Origin of the sequence: Eubacterium sp. F2, from assembly GCF_046244355.1 — a bacterium.
Classification (GTDB): Bacteria; Bacillota; Clostridia; order Peptostreptococcales; family Anaerovoracaceae; genus Aminicella.
The window spans coordinates 1,280,178-1,291,597 of the sequence record NZ_CP176393.1; the positions used below are offsets into that span (position 1 = coordinate 1,280,178).

At 51.7% G+C, this 11,420-nt stretch carries 10 protein-coding genes and 1 tRNA gene; 8 read left to right on the plus strand and 3 right to left on the minus strand.

Going from position 1 to position 11,420, the window contains the following annotated elements:
* Positions 1-46: 46 nt before the first annotated feature.
* Positions 47-2,689: a pyruvate, phosphate dikinase gene (gene ppdK / locus ACI77B_RS05310; protein WP_409335868.1), complete on the plus strand. Its 2,643-nt coding sequence runs from the start codon at positions 47-49 to the stop codon at positions 2,687-2,689.
* 272 nt (positions 2,690-2,961) lie between these two features.
* Positions 2,962-4,449, plus strand: a complete 1,488-nt coding sequence (locus ACI77B_RS05315; RefSeq protein WP_409335869.1) for a C69 family dipeptidase — start codon at positions 2,962-2,964, stop codon at positions 4,447-4,449.
* Between the two features lie 413 nt (positions 4,450-4,862).
* Here the strand turns inward: ACI77B_RS05315 and ACI77B_RS05320 are convergent.
* Positions 4,863-4,938, minus strand: a tRNA-Ala gene (locus ACI77B_RS05320).
* A gap of 159 nt (positions 4,939-5,097) precedes the next feature.
* On the opposite strand from ACI77B_RS05320, the gene ACI77B_RS05325 reads away from it, so the two are divergent.
* Together ACI77B_RS05325 and ACI77B_RS05330 are read left to right on the plus strand one after the other, a co-directional pair.
* A complete protein-coding gene (locus ACI77B_RS05325) occupies positions 5,098-5,691 on the plus strand; it encodes a histidine phosphatase family protein (RefSeq protein WP_409335870.1) in 594 nt (197 codons plus the stop codon).
* Positions 5,692-5,740: 49 nt separating this feature from the next.
* The gene (locus ACI77B_RS05330; protein WP_409335871.1) at positions 5,741-6,223 is read left to right on the plus strand and encodes a GNAT family N-acetyltransferase; all 483 of its coding nucleotides are present in this window, start codon (positions 5,741-5,743) and stop codon (positions 6,221-6,223) included.
* A 247-nt stretch (positions 6,224-6,470) separates the two neighbouring features.
* Here the strand turns inward: ACI77B_RS05330 and ACI77B_RS05335 are convergent, their stop codons facing one another.
* Positions 6,471-7,250 (minus strand): CorA family divalent cation transporter, encoded by a 780-nt coding sequence (locus ACI77B_RS05335; RefSeq protein ID WP_409335872.1) that lies wholly within the window; start codon positions 7,248-7,250, stop codon positions 6,471-6,473.
* 33 nt (positions 7,251-7,283) lie between these two features.
* Positions 7,284-8,618, minus strand: a complete 1,335-nt coding sequence (locus ACI77B_RS05340; protein ID WP_409335873.1) for a uracil-xanthine permease family protein — start codon at positions 8,616-8,618, stop codon at positions 7,284-7,286.
* A gap of 381 nt (positions 8,619-8,999) precedes the next feature.
* Between ACI77B_RS05340 and lexA the strand changes: the two genes are divergently transcribed.
* The 4 genes from lexA (at position 9,000) to rplT (ending at position 11,209) form a co-directional block, all read left to right on the plus strand.
* Positions 9,000-9,659: a transcriptional repressor LexA gene (lexA, locus tag ACI77B_RS05345; protein WP_409335874.1), complete on the plus strand. Its 660-nt coding sequence runs from the start codon at positions 9,000-9,002 to the stop codon at positions 9,657-9,659.
* Between the two features lie 429 nt (positions 9,660-10,088).
* Positions 10,089-10,598, plus strand: a complete 510-nt coding sequence (infC, locus tag ACI77B_RS05350; protein WP_409337700.1) for a translation initiation factor IF-3 — start codon at positions 10,089-10,091, stop codon at positions 10,596-10,598.
* 30 nt (positions 10,599-10,628) lie between these two features.
* Entirely contained in the window at positions 10,629-10,823 is a 195-nt protein-coding gene (gene rpmI / locus ACI77B_RS05355; protein ID WP_178263875.1) for a 50S ribosomal protein L35, read from the plus strand.
* A gap of 26 nt (positions 10,824-10,849) precedes the next feature.
* Positions 10,850-11,209 carry a 50S ribosomal protein L20 gene (gene rplT, locus ACI77B_RS05360; RefSeq protein WP_409335875.1) on the plus strand — a complete coding sequence of 120 codons (360 nt, stop codon included), beginning with the start codon at positions 10,850-10,852 and terminating at the stop codon, positions 11,207-11,209.
* Positions 11,210-11,420 lie beyond the last annotated feature (211 nt).

Consider the following 11,420-nt stretch of genomic DNA (forward strand, 5'->3'; position numbering starts at 1 on the left):
GGGTGCGGCGTCTCCGGCAGTGATGCGTTAGTAGTGAGGCTTTGGTTTGGATAAGAAATTAGTCTATTCCTTAAATGAGGGATCCAGTGAGATGACAGAGATCCTGGGCGAGAAGGGTGCCAATCTGGCAGAAATGACCAAGATCGGCATTCCGGTTCCGTTCGGGTTCACGATCAGCACGGAAGCCTGCTCCAGATTCTATGAAAATGGAGGGAAAATGGATCCCGCTGTTCGCGCAGAGATCTGCGCCAAAGTTTCTGAGCTGGAAGATGTAACAGGGAAAAATCTGGGCGATCCGGAAAATCCGCTTCTGCTTGCGGTCAGGGGAAGTGCACCGGTGCCGATGAACGGAGCGCTGAAAACCATACTGAATCTCGGCCTGAACCGGGACACAGTGAATGCGCTGGAGAAAATGACCGGCGATAAGCGTTTTGCGCTGAATAACATGCTGGACTTCCTCGCTTCTTACAGCAGTCTGGTTATGGGAGTCGATGAAGATAAATTCATCGATCTGTATACTCAGAAAAGCGGACAGTTCTGCACGGACAAGGATGATCTCCTTTCCATCGGAGAGCTGGAGGATCTGGAAGAGGAATACCGGAATCTGATTCATGAAGAAACAGGAGCAGATGTCCCGGAAGACCCGATCGAGCAGCTGGAAAATGGTATTCTTGCACTTTTACGGCAGTGGATGTCACCGGATGTCGTCTCCTATCGTAAGATCCGTCAGATTCCGGATGAACCGGGAGAGGCGATTACCGTTCAGGCTATGGTTTACGGAAATGCAGGAAGCAGCAGCGGAACCGGTGTTGTACTGAGCAGAGATCCGACGAGCGGAGAAAAGCGTCTCTACGGGGAGTTCATGATCAATGCCAAGGGAAGCGACATGCAGAGAGGCATCCGCACGCCGATGGAGCTGAGCATTATGGGCGCGGCCTTTCCGGATGTTTACGACCGTCTGAAGCATATCTGTGAGATTCTGGAAACGCAGTATAGAGATCTTCAGTACGCAGAATTTACCGTGCAGAAGGGGAAATTGTATATACTCCAGACACGGAGAGGAAGAAGAACGGCTCAGGCAGCCGTGAGAACCGCAGTTGATATGGTCAGTGAAAACCTGATTGACCGTAAAACCGCCGTTCTTCGGATCGATCCGGTTTCGATTGAAAATCTGCTGGCACCCCGATTTGACCCGGAACAGGAAAAAGATGCCAAAGTGATCGCAGAAGGGATTGAAGCATCTCCGGGCTGTGCCTGCGGAAGGCTGGTGTTCAGTGCGGAGCAGGCCCTTCAGCTGCATCAGATCGGCGAACCGGTTATTCTGGTGCAGAAAGATACGGATGCAGAGGATCTTGCGGGAATTTACGCTTCCGCGGGAATCGTGACACAGCGGGGAGCGACAACCTCCCATGCTTCCGGCGCCGCCAGAGCCATGGGAAAGGCTTGCGTGACTTCCGTCGGGGATGACCTGGAAATCGCCGACGATTTAAACAGCATGCAGGCAGGAGATAAAACCTATTACCGCGGCGAATATATTTCGATCAACGGTTTCCGCGGCCGCGTGTATGAAGGGCAGATTCACATGATTCCGCCGGATCTTTCCGGAGATTTTGGAAAAATCATGGGCTGGGCCGATGAATTCCGTACCATGAAAGTCCGGACCAATGCCAATACGCCGGAAGAAGCAAAGCAGGGAATGGATTTCGGCGCTGAAGGAATCGGACTCTGCAGGAGTGAGCATATGTTCTATCAGGGAAACCGCCTGCAGCTTTTCCAGCGCATGATCCTGACCGAGGACCCGGAAAAACGCCGGGAAGTCATGGAAGAAATCAAGCAGATCCAGCGCGCGGACTATTATGAAATCTTCACCGTAATGGAAGGATTTCCGGTCAGCATCCGTCTTCTGGACCTTCCGCTTCAGGACTTCCTTCCGGACAGCAGAAGAGAGCTGGCGGCCTTTGCGGAAGAAGCGGACCTGTCCGTGGGAAGTGTGCAGAGAGTGGCAGATTCCCTGCGGGAGAACAACCCGATGCTGGGCCGGCGCGGCTGCCGGCTCTGCATCATGCATCCGGAAATTGCGGAAATGCAGACCGAAGCCATTATTTCAGCCGCAATAGAAGCAGAAGAAAAAATGAAGCGGCAGGTGGACCTGGAAATCGTTGTGCCGCTGGTTATTTCCGTCCACGAACTGAACACCGTGAAAGAGGTCATCAGCCGCACCGCACAGAAGGTCATGAAAGAATCCGGACATAAAATAGAGTACCGGATCGGCAGCATGCTGGAAGTGCCGCGTGCCTGCATGCGTGCAGATGCGCTGGCAGAAAGCGTGGATACCTTCTCCTTTGGAACGAATGACCTGACGCAGATGATGTATGGACTGTCACGGAGCGACACTGCAGGACTGATCAGCGAATACATTGATCAGGGCATTTTCCCCAATGATCCATTTAAGACCATCGACCGGGAAGGCGTTGGAAAAATGATGCAGCGTGCCATTACTCTGGGCCGCAGGGTCAAGCCGAATCTGAGACTTGGCGTATGCGGGGCGCAGACCGGCGACCAGGACAGTGTTCAGTTTTTCCAGGAAATCGGCATCAACTACGTTTCCTGTTCCCCATTCCGTGTTCCGGTTGCGCGGCTTGCCGCGGCGCAGGCAGCAATCCGGCTCGGCAGCGGAAAAGACGAATAGTGCGCAGACAGGCTGCGGGGTGTAAAATGTTACATCCTGCGGCCTTTTTTCGTATGCATTTTTATGAAAGTCAGGGAAAGGCAGAGAAAAATCCCGGCAGCTTTCTTGCGAGATAAATTTTTGTCAAAAAAACAAAGAGCAAGGGAAAAATAAATGCATGGGAAATGCATAAATATGTTGAGAAAATTTTCTGAATGGGGTATCATTTATATGTTGAGCGGAGTAATATTCACGAATACATGAATCTGTAATATATTAAGGAGGTTTGTAAAATGGGATGCACAACAATTCTGGTTGGCAAGAACGCAACTTATGACGGGTCAACTTTCATGGCCAGAGACGATGATTCCGGCTCTGATGATTTCAACATCAAGAAGTTTGAAGTCGTGATGCCTGAGGATCAGCCGAGGCACTATAAATCCGTACTTTCCAAGTTTGAGATGGATCTTCCTGATGATCCGATGCCGTACACGGAGACACCGGACGCCGTTCAGAAAGCCGGCGGAATCTGGGGACAGGGCGGAATCAACGCGGTCAACGTCGCAATGACGGCAACGGAGACGATTACCACCAACCCGGCAGTCCAGGGTGCAGACCCGCTTGCTTTAGACGGAATCGGTGAAGAGGATATGCCGACTCTGGTTCTTCCGTACATTCACTCTGCCAGAGAAGGTGTAGAGAGACTGGGCGCAATCCTGGAGAAGTACGGAACCTATGAGTTCAACGCCATCGGATTCCAGGATGTCAACGACATCTGGTGGCTGGAGACCATCGGCGGACATCACTGGATCGCAAAGCGTGTACCGGATGACTGCTATGTGGTAATGCCGAACCAGATGGGAATCGATTCCTTCGACTTCGTCGATGCATTTGGCGAGCAGAAAGATCATATGTGCTCTTCCGACATGATCGAGTTCGTTGAGAAATATCACCTCGACAGAACGATGGATGAGGACAGAGATTACGACTCTCTGAAGAACTGCACCGACTTTGACAGCCGCGCTGCATTCGGAAGCCATGACGATTCCGACCATACCTACAACACACCGAGAGCATGGTTCATCGAGCGTTACCTGAACCCGAACACCTTCATCTGGGACGGACCGGATGCTGATTTCACACCGATGTCCGACGATCTGCCTTGGTGCCTGCAGCCGGAGCATAAGATCACTATCGAAGAAGTAAAGTACACCATGTCCGGTTATTATCAGAACACCCAGTACGATCCATACGGCGGATACGGCCCGGATGAGTGGAGGGGAAAATTCCGTCCGATCGGAATCAACAGAAACAGTGTTTTGTCCCTGACACAGATCCGTCCGTACATGCCGAAGGAGATCCAGTGCCTCCAGTGGGTTGCTCTGGGTTCCTGCGCATTCAACGCCTTTGTACCGTTCTACACGAATATAGAGACCACACCGGAATATTTCCAGAACACAACAGCAAAGGTTTCCACAGACAACTTCTACTGGTCCAACCGCCTGATCGCAGCCATGGCAGATGCACACTTCCAGAGCTGCTCCAATTTCGTTGAGCAGTATCAGAATGCCGTTGCCTATAAGGCGCATGCGCTGATCCACGAAACAGATGCAGCCTATGAGGAAAAGAAGCCGTCCGGCGCTGACCTGCACAGATTCCTGGAAAAGGCCAACCAGGAAATGTCTGATTTCACACAGGAAAAGACAGACAAGCTGATGGATCAGGTACTTTTCACCGCCAGCATGGAGATGAAGAACAAGTACGCAAGATCCGATGCGTAATGGATGAGTTTCTCCTTTCAATAATGGAATGAATAAATGAGCCGCCGCCGCGCAGTTTTATGGACTGCACGGCGGCTGTGGTTTTTGCCTGGGCGGGTTGAAAGGTGATCAGTACGCAGCCGGCCGCCGGCCGCTGTCATCATCTCAGGGGTCCGATCCGCCAACATTTATTAATGGAGATCGCCGTCGACTGCCGGAAACGAGCAGCCAATCGCGCGTCGCTGTGCTCGCGCTCTTGGGCAGTCTTCGCATAGGACCTGCCGACGTTCGAACTTCGCGGTGAAGTGATGAATGTCCGCTCGTTCTCACGGGGCTAGGTCCAGAAGGCGGATCTCACCCCTTTCAGGGGTCCGATCCCCCAACATAACCACCATAAAAAAACAGACTGGCATAATACCAGTCTGTTTTTTTTATGGTGGAGATAAGGGGGATCGAACCCCTGACCTACGAGCTGCGAGTCCGTCGCTCTCCCAGCTGAGCTATATCCCCACATCGTTAACAAAAACAATTATAGTCCCGAACGAAGAAATTTTCAATGTAAAATTTCTGTATATTTAAATAAGCAGGAATGGATTTTTCTCAAGGGAGTGATGATGGTATACTAGACGTGTATATTATATTTTTTATGCGCGCCGGAGGGATGAATTTATGGAACTGTATATCATGAGGCATGGGCAGACGGATATGAATATTTCAGGAAAGATGCAGGGGCACATTGACTGTCCGCTGAATGATACGGGGAGGAAGCAGGCGGCTGCGGCCGCGGAAGTCATCCGTAAATATCATCTTTCTTTCAACAGGGTGATCACCAGCCATCTGGGCCGGACCAAAGAAACGGCGGAAATTGCTCTTGGTATTCCGCGTACGGAATTTGAAACGGATGACCGGCTGATTGAAATTGACTACGGAGACTGGGACGGAAAAACTTATGAAGAAATGGGACCGGAGATGCACGCTTTTCTTCAGGATCCGGTAAATATCCCTGCGCCGGAGGGAATCGAGCCGCTGGAGGATGTCACAAGTCGTGTCGGGGAATTTCTTACTGACCTTGCGGAACATGCCGGTCCGGAGGACCGAATCCTTGCAGTGAGCCACGGCGTTGCTATCCGGGCGATGTTCGGCTGGATCAGAAAGCTTGAGCGCCCGGGAAATGAAATCTGGCGGATGCCGGTGGACAACTGCGCGATTTTCCGCACAGTGATAAAAGACGGAAAATACTCTGATCCGGAGCTTCTCCGCTGAAGCTGCGGACAGAACAGATGAAGAAGAACGTGAAGAGGGAGAATCAGTTATGGAAATAAGGACTGCAAATATCAAGGATCTGGATGCCGTTACACAGGTAGAAGCGGAATGCTTTCCGCCTGCAGAGGCAGCCGGACGTGATTCTATGGAGCGTCGACTGAAGGCCTATCCGGACCACTTCTGGGTTCTGGAAGACGGCAGTAAAATGGTTGGTTTTGTCAATGGAATGGTGACAGACGAGGAGCATCTGGAAGACGAGATGTATGATGATGCTTTCCTGCATAACGAGCAGGGCGCCTGGCAGATGATTTTCGGTGTGGATACGATTCCTGACTACAGAAAGCAGGGCTGTGCGGCGATGCTGCTGATGCACGTCATTGAAGAGGCGCGGAAGCAGGGCCGGAAGGGCCTGGTGCTGACCTGCAAGGACCACCTGGTGCACTACTACGCGAAATTCGGTTTTGTCGATGAGGGTATGTCGGATTCCACCCATGGCGGAGTGGCATGGCATGAGATGCGCCTGACTTTCTAGCAGACCGGGACAAAATATAACTGGCAAGATTCGATTCTGCAGGAGAAACGTGATATCCGGGAATACTGTATACACGCGTGTATAAGCACGGTTATCGGCTGACTTATTGACATGGATTTTGCTGGTCAGCAAGGGCTGGCCGGCAGGGGAATGAAATACTGAATAGCAGAAAAAATGCCCGGCAGGGGACAGGCCAGGATGCCGAAAACATCCGGGAATCTCCTTGCGCGGGCTGTTTTTCTCGTCTTTAAAACCATTTATTCCGCTTGCAGATCCAGTACATGAGCAGGCAGATGGCGATACTCAGGGCGATGACATACGGGTAGCCGAAACGCCAGTGGACTTCCGGCATCTTCAGGTTCATTCCGTACCAGCCGGTGATCAGCTGAAGCGGCATGAACATGGTGGTGATGATGGTCAGGAATTTCATGATGTTGTTCTGCTGAATATCGACCTGGGACTGGTAGGCGTCGCGGACTTCTTCGGCAAATTCCTGGGTCCTGAGGATGACCTTGTAGAGGCGGTCGAATTTCTTGCTGATGTAGCTGAAGTCGCTGTCCATCTCCATCAGTTCGTCAGTGATGAATTCCATCAGCTCATAGTAGCGTTTCCGGCGGAGGATTTCACGGCGGAGTTTGCGGATTTCATCGATACCTCTGCGGTTTGGAGTTTTTTCGGCGAACAGTTTGTCTTCCAGGGCCTGTACTTCTTTTTCCAGACTCTGCAGGTCGAACATGTCGTTCTTGGAAATCCGCTGAAGGAACATGTTGGCTTCTTTGATTCCGGACGGCGCGTCGATCTCTTTTGCGATTTTCCTGAGATGCAGGGAGTCGGTCATGACGCAGCACTGCTGGGGGTCAGCGTAAAGGGTGACACGCCGGCGGTTGATGTAATGGAAGGTGATCAGATAAGCTTTTTTTCCGACGTTGACCGCATAATCGCGGCTGTCGCGCACTTCCTTGACTTCCGGTGTATCCGCAAGATCTGCAAATTCATTTTTTTCTTTTGCGTTGAAGACCTTAATCATTGGCTGCCCCCTTTATGTGCTGATTGAATCGGTTTACACGTTGTATGTGCCGTACTTGTCTTTATCTTCATCTTTGCCGTCGCGGAAGGAATATTCGTTTCCTGGAAGAATGGCGTTGGCGATGATGCCGGTCAGGGAGGCAATGGCCAGACCTGACAATGTAATTGTAAATCCTGCGATGTGGAATGTCAGCCCCTGTTTGCTGCCGAAGGTGAATCCCAGTCCGCAGACCAGGATCAGCGCGGCGATGATCGTGTTTCTGGTTCTGGTGAAGTCCACGTGATTTTCCACGATGTTGCGGACGCCGACGGCGGAGATCATTCCGTAGAGAATCAGAGAGATTCCGCCGATGGTTGCGGCCGGAATCGACTGGATCAGGAATCCGACTTTCGGAATGAAACCCAGCAGAACAGCAAAACATGCGGCAATTTCAATGACCTTAGGATCGTAAATTCCGGTCAGCGCCAGCACGCCCGTGTTCTCGCCGTAGGTTGTATTTGCCGGTGCGCCGAACGCAGCGGCCAGGCAGGTTGCGAGACCGTCACCGAGCAGGGTTCTGTGAAGTCCCGGATTTTCAATGTAGTTGCGGTGTGTGGTGGCGCCGATGGCGGTGATGTCGCCGATGTGTTCCATCATGGTGGCCAGAGCCAGCGGTACGATTGTGATAATTGCGGAAATGTCGAACTTCATCATGGTGATCGGCGGCGCGGCGATCCAGCGTTCTTTCGTGATTGCAGAGATATCGACGACACCCAGGGCACAGGCAACCACATATGACACGATAACACCCAGGATGATCGGGATAATTTTTGCCATTCCCCTGCCCCAGATGTTGAAGTAAATGATGGTTACCAGGGCTGCCAGCGCGACAATCCAGTTGCTGCGGCAGTTTGCGATGGCATTCGGCGCCAGAGTCAGACCGATGCAGATGATGATCGGACCCGTGACAATCGGCGGGAAATAGCGCATAACGCGGTGCGGCCCAAAAGCCTTCATAAACGCGGCGAGCACGACGTAGAGAAGACCCGCGCAGAAGACGCCTCCGCAGGCGTAGGGCAGCATTTTCTCATTCGGCGCACCGTTCTTCAGAAGAGGGGCGACCGCGGCATATCCGCCGAGAAAGGCGAACGAAGAGCCTAAGAAAGCCGGAACTTTTCCTTTAGTGATAATATGGAAAAGAAGCGTTCCCAGGCCGGCGAACAGCAGCGTCGTGGAGACATTCAGACCGGTCAGAAGCGGAACCATGACCGTTGCTCCGAACATTGCGAACGTGTGCTGCAGGCCGAGGACCAGCATTTTAGGCTTGCCGAGCTGGCGCGCGTCGTAGATTTCCACAGGTTTCCCCTTGGACTTTTTTGCTTTTGTCATAATTACGATCCTTTCATGAATACATGAGTTCCGGCGCGGACAAAACTTACCCGGCAAGGGGACATCCTGCAGCGCGGCCGTTTCTGCGTCCGGGCACAAAAAAAGCCTTCCCTGGCAGGGCGCCAGAGCAGGCTGGTTGAGTTCCGTACATCAATGCAGTGCCGCATGTTCATGCACCGTTCCTGAATCGGTATGCGGCGGCCCCCTGGCAGCCGAAGTTCAGTTCCGGCGCCGGTTGATATTGTTAGGATTATCATATGATAGCGGCGCGTGGATTGTCAAGAAGAAAATAACGAACAAGTGTTTACAATCTGTTCGCGTCATGATAAAATGGACACAATAGAGGAAAACGCCTGCAGATAGTGCCGATGGAGGTTAGGTATGGATAAGCACAGCGAATTGAAAGAACGGGAGAAGAAGATTCTGGAGTTTATGGAGGCGGAAATTATGGAAAAGGGATATCCGCCGACCGTGCGTGAGATCTGCCATGCCGTGAACATCAAGTCTACTTCTACCGCGCATAAGGATATTAACAGCCTGGTGGAAAAGGGATTTCTGAAGAAGGATCCGTCCAAGCCGCGGGCACTGATGCTGGTTCAGGATAAGATCAGCAGTGTGCTGGATGATGTTCCGGCGGAATCATCTGTGGAAGAGCCGCCGGTGGTAAACGTGCCGATTGTCGGACGTGTTGCGGCGGGGGTTCCGATTACGGCAGAAGAGAATATTGAAGGAACCTTTCCGATTCCAGCCCAGTATGCGGCAGGAACATGCTTTATGCTCCGTGTGAGGGGAACGTCGATGATCAATATCGGCATCATGGACGGAGACTATATTCTGGTGCGCAAGCAGAACACCGCGGAGAACGGCGATATCGTCGTTGCCATGATCGACGGCTTTGAGAGCGAGGCCACGGTGAAGACCTTCTATAAGGAGAACGGACATGTCCGCCTGCAGCCGGAAAACGACACGATGAGTCCGATCATCGTGCGGGACGTCAGCATCCAGGGAAAAGTGCAGGGCGTATTTCGTTACTTTAACTGATACGCTGATGACGGATAAATGTGCCAGGACACGCAGAATCTGTGCCGGCCGGAAGAAGACGGGCAGGTCCTGCAGAACCGGGGAAACAGCAGCCGGGGGAAATCTGCAGAATGCAGGGCCGGAAGCGGCGGAACTGCACGGACGATGCAGGCAGATAAACAATAGAAATTAAATGTAAATCATTGACAGAAACGGGAACATGTGATAGCATAGAACGGTAAATCAAGTAGAAGTTATCCGCTTCTCACCTTGCAGATGCTGTAGTCTGATAGAACAGGCACAGTTGTTTGCTGGTTTTCATTGATCGAAGATGGCATTTTAGCGTGTTTTCAAGGCGGGTACTTTACTGTGCCCGCTTTTCTGATGTAAAAGGAGGAAAATAAAATTAAGCAGGAAACTAGAATCAATAATGACATTCGCGCCAAAGAACTGCGAGTAATTGATACAGACGGTTCACAGGCAGGAATTATGAGCAAGCGTGACGCACTGGCACTCGCTGAACAGAGAGGGCTGGATCTGGTACTTATGTCACCAAACGCGCATCCGCCTGTAGCGAAGATTCTGGACTATGGAAAGTACCGCTATGAACTCCAGAAACGCGCTAAGGAAGCAAAGAAAAAGCAGAGAACCATCCAAATCAAGGAGATTCGGCTGAGTACGTTTATCGAAGAGCATGACGTCGACGTAAAAGCCAAGACTGCATGCAAGTTCCTGAAGAACGGAGACAAGGTAAAGGTCAGCCTCCGCTTCCGCGGACGTGAGCGCGATTACGTAAACAAGGGCCGTGACGTTATGAATTCATTCGCAGCAGCCTGCAGTGAATACGGCGTTATGGACAAGAAGCCGCAGTTCGAAGGAAGGAGCCTCACGATGTTCCTTTCACCGAAGCCAGCAGAGAAAAAATCCGGCGGCAAGCATAAGGACGAACAGTCCAGGTAAGCTGCTGTACTAAGAATTGGAGGGAATATCATGGCAAAGATGAAGTCGCACAGAGGCGCATGCAAGAGATTTAAAGTTACCGGAAACGGCAAGCTGAAGAGACATAAGGCTTATAAGGGTCATATTCTTACTAAGAAGACCGCAAAGAGAAAGAGAAATCTTCGTCAGTCCGCAATGGCTACAACCGCGGATGAGAAGAGAATCTTGAGATCCATGGGTAAATAGTTCTAGAAATTCAGGAGGTAAGAATAATGGCAAGAGTAAAGAAGGGCGTAAACGCTCATAAGAGACATAAGAAAGTACTGAAGCAGGCTAGAGGATTCTACGGCCAGAAGAGCAAGAACTACAGAGCAGCTAACCCTGCAGTAATGAGAGCTCTGGCTTCCGCATACGTTGGAAGAAAGCAGAAGAAGAGAGACTACAGAAGAATGTGGATCGCAAGAATCAATGCTGCAGCAAGAATGAACGGACTGAGCTACAGCAAGCTGATCAACGGTCTGAAGAAGAGCGGCATCGACATCAACCGCAAGATGCTCTCCGAGATCGCAATCAACAACGCAGAAGACTTCACACAGCTCTGCGACACAGCAAAGAAGGCTCTGGAGGCATAAGCGCATTACGCAGAGTCATACGATCAAGCTGAATATTAAATCCCGGACCACGGCAGGCTGGTAAACAGTCCGTCGGGATCCGGGATTTTTTCTGCCTTTCGGGCAAGTCGCAGCCAGCAAGTCGCAGCCAGCTTCCCGGGAACCCGGCGGAGCCGGCCGGGAAATGAGGACCCGCCGGGGATTGGTTTCGGATACCGGAGGGGCGCGGGCT

Bases quoted from the DNA above. Each gene is read 5' to 3' on its own strand.
- ACI77B_RS05315 (WP_409335869.1), top strand. From the start codon at position 2,962: ATGGGATGCACAACAATTCTGGTTGGCAAGAACGCAACTTATGACGGG.
- ACI77B_RS05325 (WP_409335870.1), top strand. From the start codon at position 5,098: ATGGAACTGTATATCATGAGGCATGGGCAGACGGATATGAATATTTCA.
- ACI77B_RS05330 (WP_409335871.1), top strand. From the start codon at position 5,741: ATGGAAATAAGGACTGCAAATATCAAGGATCTGGATGCCGTTACACAG.
- ACI77B_RS05335 (WP_409335872.1), bottom strand. From the start codon at position 7,250: ATGATTAAGGTCTTCAACGCAAAAGAAAAAAATGAATTTGCAGATCTT.
- ACI77B_RS05340 (WP_409335873.1), bottom strand. From the start codon at position 8,618: ATGACAAAAGCAAAAAAGTCCAAGGGGAAACCTGTGGAAATCTACGAC.
- lexA (WP_409335874.1), top strand. From the start codon at position 9,000: ATGGATAAGCACAGCGAATTGAAAGAACGGGAGAAGAAGATTCTGGAG.
- rpmI (WP_178263875.1), top strand. From the start codon at position 10,629: ATGGCAAAGATGAAGTCGCACAGAGGCGCATGCAAGAGATTTAAAGTT.
- rplT (WP_409335875.1), top strand. From the start codon at position 10,850: ATGGCAAGAGTAAAGAAGGGCGTAAACGCTCATAAGAGACATAAGAAA.